Source organism: Salinispora sp. H7-4 (assembly GCF_013416675.1).
GTDB classification, from domain to species: Bacteria; Actinomycetota; Actinomycetes; order Mycobacteriales; family Micromonosporaceae; genus Micromonospora; species Micromonospora vitiensis.
Genome location: NZ_JABZED010000016.1, coordinates 95,328 through 112,673, shown reverse-complemented (window position 1 = coordinate 112,673; position 17,346 = coordinate 95,328). Strand labels below are relative to the sequence as shown.

Annotated in this window: 16 protein-coding genes; 7 read left to right on the top strand and 9 right to left on the bottom strand. The window is 71.2% G+C overall.

Translation table 11 applies throughout. The features are described 5' to 3' along the window. The first annotated feature begins 172 nt into the window (after positions 1-172). The 4 genes from H0524_RS11585 to H0524_RS11570 all read left to right on the top strand — a co-directional run bounded on the left by H0524_RS11585 (position 173) and on the right by H0524_RS11570 (position 5,171). Positions 173-1,795, top strand: a complete 1,623-nt coding sequence (locus tag H0524_RS11585) for a glycosyl hydrolase family 18 protein (protein WP_180198654.1) — start codon at positions 173-175, stop codon at positions 1,793-1,795. Between the two features lie 139 nt (positions 1,796-1,934). Beyond that, positions 1,935-2,423 carry a nuclear transport factor 2 family protein gene (locus H0524_RS11580; protein WP_180198653.1) on the top strand — a complete coding sequence of 163 codons (489 nt, stop codon included), beginning with the start codon at positions 1,935-1,937 and terminating at the stop codon, positions 2,421-2,423. Positions 2,424-2,549: 126 nt separating this feature from the next. Beyond that, a complete protein-coding gene (locus H0524_RS11575; RefSeq protein ID WP_180198652.1) occupies positions 2,550-3,956 on the top strand; it encodes a class II 3-deoxy-7-phosphoheptulonate synthase in 1,407 nt (468 codons plus the stop codon). Between the two features lie 195 nt (positions 3,957-4,151). Next, positions 4,152-5,171 (top strand): low specificity L-threonine aldolase, encoded by a 1,020-nt coding sequence (locus tag H0524_RS11570; RefSeq protein WP_180198651.1) that lies wholly within the window; start codon positions 4,152-4,154, stop codon positions 5,169-5,171. An 18-nt stretch (positions 5,172-5,189) separates the two neighbouring features. Here H0524_RS11570 and H0524_RS11565 read toward each other — a convergent pair whose 3' ends face one another. Both H0524_RS11565 and pknB read right to left on the bottom strand, forming a co-directional pair. Then, positions 5,190-6,053, bottom strand: a complete 864-nt coding sequence (locus H0524_RS11565) for a deoxyribonuclease IV (RefSeq protein WP_180198650.1) — start codon at positions 6,051-6,053, stop codon at positions 5,190-5,192. Further along, positions 6,050-8,032 carry a Stk1 family PASTA domain-containing Ser/Thr kinase gene (gene pknB, locus H0524_RS11560; protein ID WP_180198649.1) on the bottom strand — a complete coding sequence of 661 codons (1,983 nt, stop codon included), beginning with the start codon at positions 8,030-8,032 and terminating at the stop codon, positions 6,050-6,052. Before pknB ends, H0524_RS11565 begins: the two co-directional genes overlap by 4 nt. A gap of 184 nt (positions 8,033-8,216) precedes the next feature. Here pknB and H0524_RS11555 point away from each other — a divergent pair, with 184 nt between their 5' ends. Beyond that, on the top strand, positions 8,217-8,597 hold the full coding sequence (locus tag H0524_RS11555; RefSeq protein ID WP_180198648.1) for an Rv2175c family DNA-binding protein: 381 nt from the start codon (positions 8,217-8,219) through the stop codon (positions 8,595-8,597). Between the two features lie 50 nt (positions 8,598-8,647). Here H0524_RS11555 and H0524_RS11550 read toward each other — a convergent pair whose 3' ends face one another. After that, complete coding sequence (locus H0524_RS11550; RefSeq protein WP_180198647.1) at positions 8,648-9,730, bottom strand: polyprenyl synthetase family protein; 1,083 nt, start codon at positions 9,728-9,730, stop codon at positions 8,648-8,650. Between the two features lie 181 nt (positions 9,731-9,911). On the opposite strand from H0524_RS11550, the gene metF reads away from it, so the two are divergent. Together metF and H0524_RS11540 are read left to right on the top strand one after the other, a co-directional pair. Continuing rightward, on the top strand, positions 9,912-10,829 hold the full coding sequence (gene metF / locus H0524_RS11545) for a methylenetetrahydrofolate reductase [NAD(P)H] (RefSeq protein ID WP_018726791.1): 918 nt from the start codon (positions 9,912-9,914) through the stop codon (positions 10,827-10,829). 44 nt (positions 10,830-10,873) lie between these two features. Continuing rightward, entirely contained in the window at positions 10,874-11,563 is a 690-nt protein-coding gene (locus tag H0524_RS11540; protein WP_180198646.1) for a CDP-alcohol phosphatidyltransferase family protein, read from the top strand. A 139-nt stretch (positions 11,564-11,702) separates the two neighbouring features. Here H0524_RS11540 and H0524_RS11535 read toward each other — a convergent pair whose 3' ends face one another. Genes H0524_RS11535 through H0524_RS11510 form a run of 6 tightly spaced genes read right to left on the bottom strand, consistent with a single transcriptional unit; the run spans position 11,703 to position 17,074 of the window. Further along, entirely contained in the window at positions 11,703-13,190 is a 1,488-nt protein-coding gene (locus tag H0524_RS11535) for an NAD(P)/FAD-dependent oxidoreductase (RefSeq protein WP_180198645.1), read from the bottom strand. 9 nt (positions 13,191-13,199) lie between these two features. Beyond that, positions 13,200-14,327: a glycosyltransferase family 2 protein gene (locus H0524_RS11530; protein WP_180198644.1), complete on the bottom strand. Its 1,128-nt coding sequence runs from the start codon at positions 14,325-14,327 to the stop codon at positions 13,200-13,202. A gap of 52 nt (positions 14,328-14,379) precedes the next feature. Continuing rightward, entirely contained in the window at positions 14,380-15,258 is an 879-nt protein-coding gene (locus tag H0524_RS11525; protein ID WP_180198643.1) for a carotenoid biosynthesis protein, read from the bottom strand. Then, positions 15,255-15,824 carry a GNAT family N-acetyltransferase gene (locus H0524_RS11520; protein WP_180198642.1) on the bottom strand — a complete coding sequence of 190 codons (570 nt, stop codon included), beginning with the start codon at positions 15,822-15,824 and terminating at the stop codon, positions 15,255-15,257. The genes H0524_RS11525 and H0524_RS11520 overlap by 4 nt, the downstream gene beginning before the upstream one ends. Beyond that, entirely contained in the window at positions 15,821-16,579 is a 759-nt protein-coding gene (locus H0524_RS11515; protein WP_180198641.1) for a monooxygenase, read from the bottom strand. The genes H0524_RS11520 and H0524_RS11515 overlap by 4 nt, the downstream gene beginning before the upstream one ends. Before the next feature lie 6 nt (positions 16,580-16,585). Then, positions 16,586-17,074 (bottom strand): YbaK/EbsC family protein, encoded by a 489-nt coding sequence (locus tag H0524_RS11510; protein ID WP_018726784.1) that lies wholly within the window; start codon positions 17,072-17,074, stop codon positions 16,586-16,588. Positions 17,075-17,346: the final 272 nt, after the last annotated feature.

The following is a 17,346-nucleotide window of genomic DNA, read 5'->3' as shown; positions in this document are numbered from 1 at the left end:
TATGGGTTACTCAGTTGGGCCAGGGCTGCGTCCAACAGATGTGCGGACGGTTAATCCGGCGTTATCCAGGGCGTTCGATAGCGATGGGTGTGAACTTCTTGACGAATTTGCGAACTGTGAGTAACGTCTCATAATAATTAAAAAAGTTTCCTAACTATTTGAGGAGTGTTACATGAAGAGATCACTTCGCCGGGCTCTCTGGGCCGGTGCCGTAGTCGTGCTGGCAGTCGCGGCTGTTCCGATGGCCTCTGCGTACGGAGCCGGCAGCGTCACCGCCACCTTCGACCAGGTGCAGGACTGGGGGAGCGGCCACTCGGCGAAGGTGACGGTCACCAACGGCACGAACGAGTCGGTGAGCACCTGGCGGATCGAGTTCGACCTTCCCGCCGGGACCAGCATCGGCGTGTTCTGGGACGCCGACGTCACCCGCACCGGGAACCACTACGTCGCGGTCAAGAAGAGTTGGGCCGGGCCGCTCGCCCCAGGTGCCAGCTTCAGTTGGGGATACAACGGGACCGGCCCCTATCGAGCGCCCCTGAACTGCACAATCAACGGTGCTGCCTGTTCCGGCGGGTCCGCCCCACCGACCACGTCGCCCCCGACCACGTCACCTCCGACGACCGCGCCCCCGACCACGCCGCCGCCAACCACGCCGCCCCCGACCACCGCACCCCCCAGTGGTGACCACAAGATCGTCGGCTACTTCACGCAGTGGGGTGTCTACGACCGCGACTACCACGTCAAGAACATCCACACCAGTGGCTCGGCATCGAAGCTGACCCACATCATGTACGCCTTCGGCAAAACGGAAGGTGGGCGCTGCGGGATCGGCGACAGCTACGCCGACTACGAGAAGGCGTACACCGCGGCGGGCAGCGTGGACGGCGTCGCCGACACGTGGGATCAGCCGTTGCGGGGGAACTTCAACCAGCTGCGCAAGCTCAAAGCGATGTACCCGCACCTCAAGGTGATCTGGTCCTTCGGCGGCTGGACCTGGTCCGGCGGGTTCACCCAGGCAGCGCAGAACCCGACCGCCTTCGCCGAGAGCTGTTACAACCTGGTGGAGGATCCGCGCTGGGCGGACGTCTTCGACGGCATCGACATCGACTGGGAGTACCCGAACGCCTGCGGTCTCACCTGTGACTCCAGCGGACCAGCCGCGTTCAAGAACGTGGTGCACGCGTTGCGTGCCCGGTTCGGCCCGTCGGCGCTGATCACCGCCGCGATCACCGGCGACGCCAGCAACGGTGGCCGGATCGACGCCGCCGACTATGCCGGCGCGGCGCCCACGCTTGACTGGATCATGGCCATGACCTACGACTACTTCGGCGCCTTCAGCCCGCAGGGTCCGACCGCCCCGCACTCGCCGCTCTACTCGTACTCCGGCATCCCGCAGCAGGGCTTCTGGTCCGACGCGGCGATCCAGAAGCTGAAGAGTAAGGGGGTCTCGGCCGACAAGTTGCTGCTCGGTATCGGCTTCTACGGTCGAGGTTGGACCGGTGTCACCCAGACGGCGCCAGGTGGCACCGCCACCGGACCCGCTTCCGGCACCTACGAGGCGGGCTTTGATGACTACAAGGTTCTCAAGAACACCTGTCCGGTAACCGGAACGGTCGGTGGCACGGCGTACGCCAGGTGCGGCAACAACTGGTGGAGCTACGACACCCCGTCCACCATCGGCGGCAAGATGACCTACGCGAAGAATGAGGGTCTCGGCGGAGCGTTCTTCTGGGAACTCTCCGGTGACACCACCAACGGTGAGCTGATCAGCGCCATCGAGGGTGGTCTCGGCTAGCCTGGCCGGCGCCCGATCGACCCGGGCGGGGAGGGGCCGCGGATCGCTCCCTCCCCGCCCGTGTCTGTCACACCGGCGCTCCGGCCGGTGTGACAGACTCGCCGGTCGACGGTCGGAATCCATGGCGTTCGGAGGTGGCATGCGTACGGCGTACCGGAGGCTGGGGCTCGGCGTGCTCGGCGGGAGTTTGCTGGCGACCCTCCTCGGCTGCAGCGCGGATGAGCCGACGGAGTCCGCCGAGCAGGCGCCTGCGGTCGAGAGCGCGACCAAGGCGCGGGAGCGGGTGCAGGCGTACCTCGATGCGGTAGCGGTCAAGGACGTGGCTGCCGGGCGCAGCCAGTTCTGCGCGGTGATGCATCCGGCGTTCGACGCTGTCGCCACCGGACCGAGCGGCGACTTCGCTGACCACTTTGAGGTGTCGCAGGCGCAGATCATCGAGGTCGGGACCGGTCCGCGGGGTGAGGAGGTCAGCGCGACGGTGTCGGTGACCTCCGACGCGGAGGAGTTGGTCCGCCCGCTGCTGTTCACGGTTACCCGGGACGGGGCTGATTGGTGTATCGCGAGTGAGACACCCGGCAGTACGGCATCCGCCTCGGCCGGGACTCCCGAGCCGACCGAAACCCCCTGACGTGGCTGTTCCCACGGTCGGCGCCCGCCGCCCGACTCGGTTCGAGATCGGTGATGGATCTCTCACCTGGCGGAATGGTCCCCCTCGCGGGTTTGGTGCTGGATCCGTCGCCGTAGGCTTTCTGGCATGCGCCAAGAATGGCATCAGCTGAGCCATCCCGCTGTCGGTAGTCCGGTGCTGCAGACCAGCCGGCCGACCATGGATTCCGCCGAGGACGCTGCCCTCGGCCTGGACCGTTGGCGGGACCTGCCGCGCGCCCAGACCCCGCCCTGGCCGGACGGTGCCCAGGTCGCCGAGGTCTGCAAGGTGTTGGAGAACGTCCCGTCGGTCGTGGCCCCGTACGAGGTTGATCAGCTGCGGCGCCAACTCGCACTGGTCTGCGAGGGAAAGGCGTTCCTGCTCCAGGGTGGGGACTGCGCGGAGACCTTCGCCGACAACACCGAGAGCCACCTGCTCGCCAACGCCCGTACCTTGCTGCAGATGGCGATCGTGTTGACCTACGGCGCCTCGTTGCCGGTGGTCAAGGTCGCCCGGGCGGCCGGTCAGTACACCAAACCCCGGTCACTGCCGACCGACGCCCGTGGCCTACCCGCCTACCGGGGCGACATGATCAACTCCTTGGACGCGACGCCGGAGGCGCGGGTTGCCGACCCGCAACGCATGATCCGGGCGTACGCGAACTCCGCCGCCGCGATGAACATGCTCCGTGCCTACCTTGCTGGCGGGCTGGCGGACCTGCACGCGGTGCACGACTGGAACAAGGGCTTCGTGCGGAACTCGCCAGCCGGCGAGCGGTACGAGGCGATCGCCCGGGAGATCGACCGGGCGCTGGCCTTCATCCAGGCCTGTGGGATGACCGAGGACGAGGCGTTGCGGACCGTCACCCTCTACTGCTCCCACGAGGCGCTGGCCCTGGAGTATGACCGGGCGTTGACCCGTGTCTCCGACAGCCGGGCGTACGGGCTCTCCGGGCACCTGCTCTGGGTGGGCGAGCGTACCCGGCAGCTCGACGGGGCGCACATTGACTTCATCTCCCGGATCGCGAACCCGATCGGGGTGAAGCTCGGCCCGACGACGAAGCCGGACGATGTCATCGAGCTGTGCGAGAAGCTCAACCCGGACAATGTGCCGGGCCGGCTGACCCTGATCAGCCGGATGGGCAACCACCGGGTCCGTGACGTCCTGCCGTCGCTCGTCGCCAAGGTCACCGCCGCTGGCGCCAAGGTGGTGTGGCAGTGCGACCCGATGCACGGCAACACCCATGAATCGTCTAACGGCTACAAGACCCGGCACTTCGACCGGATCGTAGACGAGGTGCTGGGCTACTTCGAGGTGCACCGTGGCCTGGAAACCCACCCCGGCGGGCTGCACGTCGAGCTGACCGGTGAAGATGTCACCGAGTGCCTCGGCGGTGCCCAGGGTATCGGCGACGTCGATCTGCCCGACCGGTACGAGACCGCCTGTGACCCGCGGCTGAACACCCAACAGTCGCTGGAGTTGGCGTTCCTGGTAGCCGAGATGCTCCGTGGCTGACGCGAGGAGTGAGCTTGCGAGCCCCGCAGTCGGCGGCCGGTGGGGATGATGGTGGCTGACGCGAGGAGTGAGCTTGCGAGCCCCGCAGTCGGCGGCCGGTGGGGATGATGGTGGCTGATGCGAGGAGTGAGCTTGCGAGCCCCGCAGTCGGCGGCCGGTGGAGGCTCCGTGGCTGACACGAGGAGGGAGGACGTCATGATCGATCTGCGTTCGGACACTGTTACCCGCCCGACCGAGGGAATGCGGGAGGCGATGGCCGTCGCCGAGGTGGGCGACGACGTGTACGGCGAGGACCCTACGGTCAACGCCCTGGAGACCGAGGTCGCGGCGCTTTTCGGCCACGAGGCGGCGCTGTTCTGCCCGACCGGGACGATGGCCAACCAGATTTCGCTGCAGTTGTTGGTGCCACCCGGTGGCGAACTGCTCTGCGACGCGGACGCGCACGTGGTGACGTACGAGATCGGTGCGGCTGCCGTGTACGGCGGCATCTCGTCGCGGACCTGGCCGGCGGTCGGCGCGGCGGTTGACCCGGACGTGGTCGCTGGCATGATTCGGCCCGACGGCTACTGGGCGGTGCCCACCCGGGCGGTCGCCGTGGAGCAGACCCACAATCGGGGCGGCGGTGGGGTGATCCCGCTGGCGGCTCTGCGTGAGCTGCGTCGGGTCGCCGACGCGGCCCAGGTCGCGGTGCACTGCGATGGTGCTCGAATCTGGCACGCGCACATTGCCGACGGGGTACCGCTGGCCACCTACGGCGTGCTCTTCGACACCCTGTCGGTCTGCCTCTCCAAGGGGCTTGGCGCGCCGGTCGGCTCGCTGGTGGTCGGCAGCGCCGACAAGATCGAACGAGCGCGGTTCATCCGGAAGCGGATGGGCGGTGGTATGCGGCAGGCCGGGATCCTCGCGGCTGCCGGCCGGTACGCCCTGGCGAACCAGGTGCAGCGGCTCGCCGAGGATCACGCGAAGGCGACCCGGCTCGCCGATGCGGTTGCCCCGTTCGGGGTTTTGGCGGCCGAGGTGCGTACCAACCTGGTCCCGTTGGATCTCACCAAGACACCGATGAACGCGCACACCTTCGCGGCAGCGGCCCGTGCGGAAGGGGTGCTGGTCAGTGTGCTCGGCCCGGATACGGCCCGCCTGGTCACCCATCTGGGTGTGGACGATGCGGCGGTCGACCGCGCGATCGAGGTCCTCACCCGCGCCCTGCGTACCTGAGCCGTACCGCGGGTCGGGTCAGCTACGCAGTCGCTTGAGAACGGTCACGTCGCCAGCGTGGCCCACGTGCTTCTCGGTGGGGGTCTCCACCACCGTCGGCACCCCGGAGGTCGCCGGGTGGTGCATCAGCTCGGCGAAGGCTGGCTCCCCGATGGTGCCCTTGCCGATGTTCTCGTGTCGGTCCCGGGTGGAGCCGCAGAGGTCCTTCGAGTCGTTGGCGTGTACCAGCCGTAGCCGGTCCGCCCCCACGGTGTCTACCAGCGTGTCGAGCGTGGCGGTCATGCCACCTTCGACGGACAGGTCGTGGCCGGCGGCCCAGGCATGGCAGGTGTCGAAGCAGACACCGAGCCATGGGTGCCGGTCCACCGCATCCAGGTAGGGGCCGAGCTGTTCTACCCGGGCGGCGAGCGAGCGCCCGCCACCGGCGCTCGGCTCGACCAGCAGCATCGGCCCGTCTGTGTCGCCGGCGGTGTCCAGCAGTGGCAGCAGCACTTCCCGGACCTGGCGCATTGCCGTGTCGGCGTACCCGGCGTCCACCGCGCTGCCGGCGTGGAACACCACCCCCTGGGCGCCGATCGCTGTCCCTCGGCGTAGCGCGTGTGCCAGCGTCAGCGCTGACCGTTCTACCGTCGCCGCGGTGGGCGAGCCGAGGTTGACCAGCAGGGACGCGTGGATGAACACCGGGACGCCACGCTCCGCGCAGCCGGCGCGAAACAGTGCGTCCTGCGTGGGGTTGCCGGGCGGCAACGCCCAGCCCCGCGAATTGGACACGTAGACCTGGGCGACCTCGGCGCCTGTCGCGTCCAGGTAGGGCAGGGCGGCTTTCGCCAGCCCACCCCCGGCTGGTGTGTGCGCGCCGACCGGTCGCACTGTCGCCATCACAGGCAGCCGAGGGTGATCTGGGTACCGGGTGGTACCTGGGAGTTCTCGCCGGGTGTCTGGAACCGGACGGTGCCGTTCTGGTTGAACTGCACCGCGACCGGGAAGGACTGCCCCTCCAACACCTGCTTGGCCTGCTGGCACGGCATGCCGATCACGCGGGGGACGACAACCTGCGGTGGGCCCTGGCTGACCTCCAGGCTGACCTCCGCCCCCTTCTCCACGCCGGCGCCGTCGGCTGGACTCTGCCCGATGACCTCGTTCTTGGGCTTGTCGGATTCCTTCACCGTCGGCGGTTCCACGAGTACCAGCCCGAGCTGGTTCAGGATCGAACGGGCCTCGTCCAGGGGCTTGCCGACCAGGTTCGGCACCGAGATGGGCGCCCTGCCCTTGCTCAGAGTTACCGTGACCTCGTGTCCGGGCTTGACCTCGGTGCCCGCCTCCGGGTCGGTGGCGACCACCATGCCCTCCGGCAGGCTGTTGTGGTAGCTGGTGGAACCCTTGATCACTTCCAGGCCGGCCTCGGTCAGGTCGGTCGAGGCCAACTCGAACTCTTTGCCGACGACATCCGGCACCGCGAACTGCTCGGGGCCCAGCGAGAGGGTGAGGGTGATCGTGCCGCCCTTCACGATGCGGGCGGCGGAGGCCGGATCCTGGGACAGGACGGCGTCTTTCGGCACCTGGTCGTCGTGGCGCGGGTCGGCGTACTGGAGGACCAGACCGGCCCGCTTCGCCTGCGCCTCCGCGGCGGCCCGGTCCAGGCTCACCAACTCGGGGGCCTCGGTGAACCGGCCGACGCCGACCCACCAGCCACCCACCGCGGCAATCAGCCCCAGCATCACGACGACAGCGGCCACCGCAAGCCGGCCGCGCTGCTCACCCATCAGCCGACCGGGCAGCGGGGCCAACCGGGACCAGAGACTCTCGTTGTCGACCGCCCGTCGTCGGCCACCCCGCGGGGCCTCCTCGGGTAGCCGGGCCCAGGCGGGGCGCTGCGCCGGCTGTATGGCCGGGACCACCATGGTCGGGTCACTCACCGGGGGCTTCTCGGTCACCCGACGTAGCACCGTGGTGTGGGTATTCGGGTTGCCCAACCCCTCCCGAGCCGCCTGCACCTGGGTGAGCAGCGCACCGGCGTCGGCCGGGCGGGCACCGGGATCGCGCCGGGTGGCGCGGATGACCAGGTCGTCGAGGGCCTTCGGCAACCCCGGCACCAGGGTCGACGGTGCCGGCACATCCTGTCGGACATGCTGCCAGGCCACCTCGACCGGGCGATGGCCGTCATACGGCACCCGGCCGGTGAGCATCTCGAACAGCACGATGCCCGCGGAATAGACGTCGGTGCGCGGGTCGGCGTGCCCGTCGGTCACCAGCTCGGGTGCCACATAGGCGATCGTGGCCATCAGCTGGTTGGCCTGTGCGTCGTCGGCGCTCGCCTCCACCGCCTGGGCCAACCCGAAATCGGCGACCTTCACCACGCTGTCGACCAGGTTGGCCGCACCTCCGGTCGGTGCCTCGGCGACCAGCACGTTCTCTGGTTTGACATCCCGGTGGACGAGCCCGGCCCGGTGCGCGGCGGCGATCGCGGCGAGCATCTGTTCGGTGATCGCGAGCGCCTCGTCGGGGTTGAGCCGGTGCCGTTCGGTGAGCACGTCGCGCAGCGTGCGCCCGCGCACGTACTCCATGACCAGGTATGGCCGGTCGGCGTGGATGCCCTGGTCGTAGACGGCGACGACGTTGGGGTGGGTCAGCCGGGCGATGGTCTTCGCCTCGTCGGCGAAACGATTCACGAAGCCCGCTGTCCGTCCCTGGGCCTCGGGACCCGGCGTGGGATGGATGATCTTAACTGCGACGGTGCGATCGAGGCGCTCGTCGGTTGCGGTGTATACAGTCGCCATGCCACCCCGGGCGACCCGACCGCGGATGCGGTAGCGCCCGTCGATCAGTGAGCCCAGCAACGTGTCGGCGACCTGTGTGTCCATCGGCAGGAAGTCTATGCGTCCAGGGGTAGGTGGTTGGACACCGATGCTACAGGCCGGCGGTGACGTTTGGATCCCGTGACCCGCCGGACGGCCGTTTTGGCAGCTCCGGTCGGTGCGCGACGGCCCTGATCCAGGGCCGTGGGGGCGTTCGCCCAATGCCGGGGCGGCGTGGCAGGGTGGTCTGGTGACCGACTCCGTACCCGCTGGCGAGCCCGCCGTGAGCCCTGCCGCCGAACCGACCGCGTGGCTGACCCTGCCGGCTGTCGCCGAGCGCCTCGACCTGACGATCAGCAAGGTCCACCAGATGATCCGGGACCGGGAGCTGATCGCGGTCCGCCGAGACGGTGCCCGGCGGGTGCCGGCGGACCTGGTGGCGACCCGAGGGGTGCTCAAGCATCTACCCGGAGTGCTGAACCTCCTCGCCGACGCCGGCTACGACGATGAAGAGATCCTGCGCTGGCTCTATCAGCCCGACGACACCCTGCCCGGCGGCACCGCCGCCGTGGCGCTGGCCGGCGACCAGGCCCGCGAGGTCAAACGTCGCGCCCAAGCCCTCGGTTTCTGACCCGGCGTTCCCCGCCCGGTCCGGTCGGGGTCCGGCCGGATGGGCGGGGGTCAGGCAGGGCGGCGGGTGGCGGCGATGGCGAGGTCGGCCAGGGCCTGGTGTGCCTCGGTGTCGAGGTCAACGGTGGACAGTGCGGCGAGCGCGGTGTCGGTGAGCTTCTGGATCCGCTGCTCGGCGCGGCCGAGCGCGCCGCTGGCTCCGATCAGCTCCCGCAGCCGGGCCACCCCGGCGTCGTCGAGGTCGGCGTCGCCGAGGCCCTCGAGCAGCACCTCCCGGTCAGCGGTGCCGACCATCTCCACCGCCGCCGCCACCAGGTAGGTCCGCTTTCCCTCGCGGAGGTCGTCGCCGGCTGGTTTGCCGGTCTGCGCCGGGTCACCAAAGATGCCCAGCACGTCGTCGCGTAGTTGGAAGGCCTCACCCAGCGGCAGCCCGTACGCCGAGTACGCCGCGTGGACCTCGGGGGTGGCGTCGGCCAGTGCGGCGCCGAGTAACAACGGGCGTTCGACGGTGTACTTCGCCGACTTGTAGCGGGCGACCTTCCCGGCCCGTTCGACCGACGTGTCCCCGGTGGCCTGGGTCAGTACGTCGAGGTACTGACCCACGGTGACCTCGGTCCGCATCTGGTCGAATACCGGCCGTGCCCGGGCGATGGTGCGCGGGTCCAGCCCGGCGGAGTGCAGCAGCTCATCGGACCAGACCAGGCACAGGTCGCCCAGGAGAATGGCCGCCGCGGCACCGAAGCCGTCCGCGTCTCCGTCCCAGTCCGCCGACCGGTGCCGGGCGGCGAACCGCAGGTGCACCGCCGGCTCACCCCGCCGGGTGTCCGAACGATCGATCAGATCGTCGTGAATCAAGGCGCTGGCCTGCACGAACTCCAACGAGGCCAGGGCGGTCGTCACGTGTTCGCTGTCGACTCCACCGGCGCCTCGGTAGCCCCAGTAGGCGAAGGCGGGCCGTAGCCGCTTGCCGCCGCCGAGGACGAATGCCTCGACCGCGTCGGCCAACGGGGCGAGGGCGGCGTCAACATCGGTCATCCAGGCACGCCGGGTCACCAGGAAGTCGGCCAGTGCTTTGTTGACGCGTTGCCGAAGCCCGGCACGGTCCACCGGAGAGACAGGAGCAGCGTAGGTCACGCCCTGACGCTAGCCGGTCGCGACGGCCGGTCACCCACCGGCGGCCGGGCGACGCGCCGGGCCCGGTCGGACGGTGTCGACTGTGCCGTGTTGCGGGATGTTGGCCGCGCCGTACCCCTTGTCATCGTTTGCGACGGGGGAAGGTCTAGGGATCGCGGCCCGGCGCCGCTAGAGTCATGGCGTGGCGCTTGGTCTTCCATCGGTTCTCCCCAATCCGCAGTCGGCGATCGGGGAGCTGATCCGTGACCGCCGGCCGACCTTCTCCTTCGAGTTCATGCCCCCGAAGACAGCGCAGGGCGAGCGGCTGCTCTGGCAGGCCATCCGGGAACTGGAGTCGCTGCGCCCGTCGTTCGTCTCGATAACCTACGGCGCCGGTGGCTCAACTCGGGACACGACCGTGGCGGTTACCGAACGGGTCGCCACCGAGACCACGCTGCTGCCGATGGCACACCTGACCGCAGTCAACCACTCGGTGGCCGAGCTGCGGCACGTGATCGGGCGGTTGGCCGCTGCGGGCGTGCGGAACGTGCTCGCCGTGCGGGGCGACCCGCCCGGCGACCCCACCGGCGAGTGGATCTCGCACCCGGATGGCGTGGACTACGCGGAGGACCTGGTCCGCCTGGTCCGGGACGCGGGTGACTTCAGCGTCGGCGTTGCCGCCTTCCCGTACAAGCACCCCCGCTCGCCCGACATCGACTCCGACACGGCGTACTTCGTCCGTAAGTGCCGGGCCGGAGCCGAGTTTGCGATCACTCAGATGTTCTTCGACGCGGACGAGTACCTTCGGCTGCGGGACCGGGTGGTGGCGGCGGGCTGTGACACGCCGATCATCCCGGGCGTGATGCCGGTAACGAAGGTCAGCACCATCGAGCGGTCGGAGCAGCTCTCCGGCGCGCCCTTCCCGCCGGCTCTGGCCGCCCGCTTCGAGCGGGTCGCGGACGACCCGGAGGCAGTCCGCCAGCTCGGCGTCGAGCAGGCCAGCGAGATGTGCCAGCGGCTGCTGGACGAGGGTGTTCCCGGCATCCACTTCATCACCTTCAACCGGTCCACCGCGACCCGGGAGATCTGGCGGAATCTGCGAGTCAGTACCCCCGGGTGAGCAGACGCGCCACGACACCGCGCGATCGGTGCGACGGTTGATCCGTGGTGGGCAGACAGCTGAACTGGGACCAGTACGCCACGGCCTGGGCGCGCCTGCACGGTGGGTTCGATCCGCGCGGAGCAGCCCCGCCCGTCCGGGCCTGGCTACGCCTCGCGTACCACGGGGGCTACGTGCTGGGGCGGCTCCGGGTCACCCCGACCGCGGTGACCGTCGCCGGGGTGCTGCTCTGCCTCGGCGTGCCGCTGGTCGCGGTACGTCCGCAGGACGGGCCCTTTCTCGGCGCGTTGCTGGTGCTGCTCGCCTCGGTGGCGGACAGTCTCGACGGCGCGGTCGCGGTGGCGAGTAACCGCACCACCCGGCTCGGGTACGTCTACGACTCGGTGGCCGACCGGCTCGGCGAGGTGGCCTGGCTGGTCGCGTTCTGGCTGCTCGGCGCGCCGGGCGCGCTGGTGGTCGCCGGTGGTGCGCTCTCCTGGCTGCACGAGTACGTGCGGGCCCGGGCGACCTCCGCCGGAATGCGAGAGGTCGGTGCGGTGACGGTGGGGGAGCGGCCGACCCGGGTCGTGGTGGCCCTCGTCGGCCTGCTGCTGGCCGGGCTGGCGGGGCTGATCGCGCCGGACCTGACCGCGGGCACCATCACCATGGCGAGCGCGGTCTGGGCGTTGCTGGCCGGCTTCGGCCTCGGACAGCTACTGGCCGCCGTCCGGGGCGCACTGATCAACGCCAGCTGACGCTCGCGGCCCACCGGAGCGGCGTTCGTGCCGTGCGCCGACGACGGAATCAGGCCCACGTTCCGGTGCCCCGCATCCCGCGTCGCCTGCGAAGCCGTGACACCGCCGCGGGTAGGCGTTGGCGGATCGGGCCGGCCCGCTACCAGGCAGGGCCGATGGAGTCGGCGACGATCTGGGCGGAGAGGGCGACCATCGGCAGCCCGCCGCCCGGGTGGCAGGAGCCACCGACCAGCCACAGCCCGCGGACCGGCCCCCGGTTGGGCGGGCGGAGCAGGCTGCCCGTGGTGCCGTAGATGGCTCCACCCGGTGTGCCCGTCGCACCGCCCAGATCGGCCGGCGTACGAATCTCCCGGAACAGCAGTCGGTCCCGTACGTCCACCCCCCGCGCGGCCAACACGTCCAGGATCCGGTCCGCGTACGCCTCGGCGAGGCCGGGGCGTCGCCAGTCGACAGCACCGCCGACGGTGCCCTGCCGAGCGGCGTTGACCAGCACGAACCACGCCTCGTGCCCAGCCGGGTGGACCGTCTCGTCGGCGGCCACGGTGACGAAGACCGCCGGGTCCGGGGCCGGGCGCGCCCGAACCCCCCGCCCGGGCGCCCCGAAGACCGCGTCGAACTCGCTGTCGTAGACCTCGGGGAAGAAGACGTTGTGGTGGGCCAGCCCGGAGTCCCCGCGTACGCCGAGCAGCAGCACGAAGCCGGCGAGGCTGCGGTCGGTCAGCGTGGCCAGCCGTCGCGGGGTGGGTAGCAGGTCGCGGTAGAGGGTGAGCGCGTCAACGTTGGACACCACCACATCGGCCGGCATGGGGGCGCTCGCGCCAGCGAGGCGTACGCCGTGCACCCGTCCGCCCGCCGCGTCGATCCTGGTGACCCGGACGCCGGTCCGTACCACCACCCCGAGCTCCAGGCAACGGGTCAGCAGGGCGTCGGCGAGGGTGCCCAGGCCACCGCGGAGGTACCAGCCGCCGAAAGCCAGCTCGGCGTACGGGACGGCGACGAGGGCCGCCGGCGCCCGGCGCGGGTCAGTTCCGGCGTACGTCGCGTACCGGTCGAGCAGCATCCGGAGCCGGGGGTCGGACAGGTGGGCGCGGCCCAGTCCCCGTAGCGTCCGGCCCGGGCCGATAGCGGCCAGGTCACCCAGCCGCCAGGCCAGCATCGCCAGGTCCCGGGGCGAGTCGACCCGGCGGCGCAGGACATCGCGTTCCGAGGCCGTCCAGACCCGCTCGGCACGCTGCCAGAGGCGCCGCCACTGGGCGGCGGCCCGCTCACCGAAGGCCGTGCCGACGCGGGCGGCGAACTCGTCGGAGTCGGCGCACGAATCGAGCGTTGGTCCACCCCGGGGGAAGACGTGTCGCACGATCGGGTCGAGCGGGACCAGGTCCAGGTACTCGTCGAGCTTCGCCCCGGTCGCCTCGAACAGGTCGTGGAACACCTGGGGCAGGGTCAGCAGGCTGGGCCCGGTGTCGAAGTGGAAGGGGCCGGCGGGTGTGTCGCGTACGTACCGGCCGAGCTTGCCGCCCACCGTGTCGCCCTGCTCCAGGAGGGTGACCTGGTGCCCGGTGGTGGCCAGCCGGGCGGCGGTGGCCAGGCCACCCACCCCGGCGCCGACGATCACGATCCGCGCCATGGGTGCCTCCTAGCCGACCGGACGGCCCCGCCAGCTCAGGCGCCGTCGCTTCCGCAGATGGTACGACCGCAGGGTCAGCCAACCGAGGACCGCTACCGACGCGGGGTGCCCCAACGCGTCCGGCCACCACCGGCCGCCGGTCGCCCGGGCGCTGGCCACCCGCCCGGCGACCCCGAGCAGGTAGGCCCCGGCGGCGACGGCGGCCGTCCCCGGCGCACCGCCGACCAGCGCGGCCACGACGACCAGCGCCGGGGCGGTGTATAGCAGTAGCAGCAGCGCGACCACCGCGGCTGCCGCCGAGGGATGACCGAACGAGGCCCACAGCGACTTCGAGTAGCCGTCGCGCAGCTGTGGCCAGTCGTCGTACATCCGGCAGGTGGCCAGCTGTGAGCCGTCGGCGAGGGCGATCCGGCCGCCGGACCGCTTGACCGCCCGGGCCAACTCGACATCCTCCAGAACCCGGTCGGACACCGCCGCGTGTCCACCGGCGGCGGTGTATCCGGCCCGGTCCACGACCAGGAACTGTCCACCGGCCGCGGCCAGGGACGGCCGGGCCGACCGCTCCATCGCGGGCAGCGGCAGGAACGTCAGCCACAGCCACTGCAACAGCGGCTGAACCAGCCGGTCGGCCACCGTCGTGACCAGGATCCGGGGGTACGGCGACAGCAGCGCCACCCGCGCGGCCCGTAGCTCGCCGACCGCCGCGGCCACGGCGTGGGGGGCGAGCACCACGTCGGCGTCGACGAAGACCAGCACGGTGGCGGCCGGGTCGGCCCGGGCGGCGAGTTGCCAGCAGGCGTGCGGTTTGCCCAGCCAACCCGGCGGTGGGGCGGCGCCGTCGAGCAGGGTGATCCGGGGGTCGTCGCCGGCGACCGTGCGGACGACCTCGCGGGTGCCGTCGGTCGACCCGTCGTCGAGCACCATGATCTGTAGCTGCGGCACACCGCGCTGGGCCAGCAGCGCGTGCAGGCACGGGGTGACTCGGGCGGCCTCGTTGCGCAGCGGCAGCAGCACCGCCACCGGTTCGGTCACCGGCACCGGCGTCCCGACCGGGCGACGCAGCCAACGGCCCGCGTTGACCAGGGCGTGTGTGGTCAGTGTGGCCACGCCGGCCAGGATCGCCAGCAACAGGATCATGTCGGCGCCCCACCTCGGTGGGGGCCGGCGGTGCGACACCGGGCCGGATCGCTCATATCGACGTGTCGGCGCGACGCCGTCGCCCCTGCGGCGCCGTCCGGCCGCGTTGGGGCAGCAGCGTCGGCCGGAGGCGTTGGGGCAGCAGCGTCACCGCCAGCGGCACCGCGGTCAGCGCCATAGCCGCGGCGCCCCACCCGGCCGAGGCGGGCAGGCCGAGGAAGACGGCGTGGGCCAGCACGCTGGAGCCGTACGTCCACAGATAGAGCGCGAGCATCGGGGCGTCGCGGCTGTCGGCGGTGGCGACAGCGGTGCCGGCCAGTGGCCGCAGGGCGGCCATCACCAGCACCGCGAAGAGCAGCCAGCCCAGGTAGTTGCTGATGGGGATGCCGGGCAGGCCGGGCAGCGCGGGGGTGGCGTTCCGCCAGACCCAGTGCCCCTCGGCGACCATCTGCGGGTCGAGGAAGAGATCCCAGGCGGCCAGCCCGACCGCTGCCAGCGCGATTCGGCGGACAGCCGGCCCGGTGCCCCCGGCCGGCACACCACCGGTGAGGCGGACCGCGGTCAGCCAGGCGGGCCAGGCCATCCAGGTCCAGGCGAGGGGGATGATCAGCGGTACCCCGGCCAGCTTTGGCCCGAGCTGTTCCGCGTAGTCGTAGCTGCCGAACGGGAATCCGGTGGCCACCCCGAGTGCCTCGATGGCGAAGCCGCCGCCGGTGACCACGGCGAGCAACGCCGCCGCCGTCCGAGGGCCCCGGCTGAGCAGCGCGTGGCCGACCGAGAGCAGGTAGCCGAGCAGGACTGTGGCGACGGTCAGCCGGGCCCGGGTCTGCCCCGTGGTCAGGGGGTAGCAGATCTGCACCAGCACCAGTACGGCCAACAGCGCCCAGACGGTCCGCAGGGTCGGCCCCGGCAGGGCGGTGGGCCGGGTCATGTGGGTGCTCTCCCGGCGGCGGTGGGGGAAAGGAGCGGCAGGTCCCGACCGAGTACCCCGAACAGGCGTTCGTCACCGGGGAAGCGGAAGTCGCGCAGGACGTCGACGAAGCCGAAGCGTCGGTACAGTCGCCAGGCCCGGGAGTGCTGCTCGTCTGCCTCCGGGGTGGACAACAGCGTGGTGCTCCCCTCCGCTATCCCGAGCAGGGCGCGCAGCTGGCTGGCGCCCAGCCCGTGCCCCTGCGCGGGTGGTCGGACGTGTAGCTCGACCACCTCGAAGCAGCTGGCCAGCCAACGGCGGCGGGTGGCCGGGTCCAGCATCCGCCCCACCTGGTCGTGCCACCACTGGCCGGGCTTCCCGTGGTACCCGTAGCCGAATCCGGCCAGGTGGCCTTCGGAGGTGAGGCTGGCGACGGCGCGGAAGCCGGGGCGGCGGACGTGGGAGGCGATGTAGCCGCGCCGCGCCCTGAGTAGATCGGCGCGGTACCCCATCGCCTCGCCGTAGACAGCCACCACGTCGTCCAGCCGCCGAACGAGGTCGTCCGGTGTCCACCGCACCAGCCTCATGCCGTCCCCACCTTCGTTCCGCCGTCCGTGGTCCAGCCCAGCACCGTCCGGTCACCGACCACGTCGCGCACCTCGAACCGGGCGAAGAGCTCCTCCGCGTACCACCCCTCGGTGGGGGTTCGCCTGATCGCGGCACGATGCTCGGGGTGACGGTACGCGAATGCGACCAGCTCCGCCGGGGTGCGCCACACGCTGACCGTGCCCTGCCAGCCCAGCGGCGCCTCGCCGACGCCGAAGCGGGCGAGCAGGCCGGGTGCGGTGTGCAGCGCGCGGGCCACCGGGGGTACCGCCCGCCAGAAGGTGACCGCCCGGGCGGGGCGGAGCCGGGCCCGGGTCAGTGCCAGCACCGGGCCGTTGGACCGCCCGCCTGGTGGGTCGCCGAACGGCCGCCGGCCGGACCACTCGCCCCGGCTGGTGAGCGGGCGTAGGTCGATTCGGACGGCGGCGCGGGCGATGCGTGCCCAGGCCCGTCCCACCGGGGAGGCGGCGAAGCCGGTGGCGGCCGCGGGGGAGTCCCACACGGTCAGCGCCGCCCACCGGGTCAGGTCCGCGTCGCGTGGACCGAAGCCGGTGCCGGTCCCGGTGCCGAGCAGTTTGGCGAAGCGGACGCCGGGCAGCGCGCGGAGCCGGCGCGGGTCGGCTGCCATCCGGGCCAGTGCCCGGGGCAGCCCGGCTCGGCTGGTCCGCCACACATGCAGGGTGACCAACTCGGGGACCGGCGCCCGGCGGTTGACCGGGCGTGGCTCGTTCGACAAGCCCGCTCACGCCACCTCGGCCGGTGTGCCGCCGGTTACCCGCAGCAGCTCCGGATAGGTGGTGGGGAAGACCGCGCGGGGTACGCCGCCCGCGGCCCAGATCTCGTCGTACTTGTCGAGGGTGGTGTCCACCAGGGTGCGCAGCGGCCGGGGGTGGCCGACCGGGGCGACTCCACCGATGACCTGTCCGGTGTGTTCGCGGACGAACTCCGGCGTGGCCCGTCGGAGTCGGGTGACGCCGATCGCCGCGGCGAGGCCGACGGTGTCCACCCGGTGCGCTCCGGAGGTCAGCACCAGCAGTGGCCCGTCGGCTGTCTCGAAGACCAGGGAGTTGGCGATCTGCCCGATCTCGACATCGAGGGCGGCGGCTGCTGCCGCGGCGGTGTGGACGGCGTCGGGCAACAGGCGAACCAGGCTGGGTGCGCCAGCGCCGTCGCGTGCTCCAGCGCCGTCCAGCGCCTCCTGCGTCGCTCGTACTTTCGGGTGTGGGTGCATCCGGCCATTCTTCCCGGTGCGCACCGGGCGCCTTCGTTGACCACGCCAGCGGTGGTGGCCGGTGGGCGGCGAGCCCGAGGCGGCGATCACGGGCGGTCCGGCCGCCAGGTTGACTGCGGTGGGGCGCGGCGGCCGGCGACCTGTCCGACGTGCGGCGACGGGTGGCACACGTTGTGTTTTTGTCGGCGGGAGGGTGTACTGTCAGCAGTAGTTAGAACGGGTGTTCGATACGAGGGTTTGCTTCGCATGCTCGTTCCGACAGTCGGAGTGGT

Bases quoted from the DNA above. Each gene is read 5' to 3' on its own strand.
- H0524_RS11585 (WP_180198654.1), top strand. From the start codon at position 173: ATGAAGAGATCACTTCGCCGGGCTCTCTGGGCCGGTGCCGTAGTCGTG.
- H0524_RS11580 (WP_180198653.1), top strand. From the start codon at position 1,935: ATGCGTACGGCGTACCGGAGGCTGGGGCTCGGCGTGCTCGGCGGGAGT.
- H0524_RS11575 (WP_180198652.1), top strand. From the start codon at position 2,550: ATGCGCCAAGAATGGCATCAGCTGAGCCATCCCGCTGTCGGTAGTCCG.
- H0524_RS11570 (WP_180198651.1), top strand. From the start codon at position 4,152: ATGATCGATCTGCGTTCGGACACTGTTACCCGCCCGACCGAGGGAATG.
- pknB (WP_180198649.1), bottom strand. From the start codon at position 8,032: ATGGACACACAGGTCGCCGACACGTTGCTGGGCTCACTGATCGACGGG.
- H0524_RS11535 (WP_180198645.1), bottom strand. From the start codon at position 13,190: ATGGCGCGGATCGTGATCGTCGGCGCCGGGGTGGGTGGCCTGGCCACC.
- H0524_RS11530 (WP_180198644.1), bottom strand. From the start codon at position 14,327: ATGATCCTGTTGCTGGCGATCCTGGCCGGCGTGGCCACACTGACCACA.
- H0524_RS11525 (WP_180198643.1), bottom strand. From the start codon at position 15,258: ATGACCCGGCCCACCGCCCTGCCGGGGCCGACCCTGCGGACCGTCTGG.
- H0524_RS11520 (WP_180198642.1), bottom strand. From the start codon at position 15,824: ATGAGGCTGGTGCGGTGGACACCGGACGACCTCGTTCGGCGGCTGGAC.
- H0524_RS11510 (WP_018726784.1), bottom strand. From the start codon at position 17,074: ATGCACCCACACCCGAAAGTACGAGCGACGCAGGAGGCGCTGGACGGC.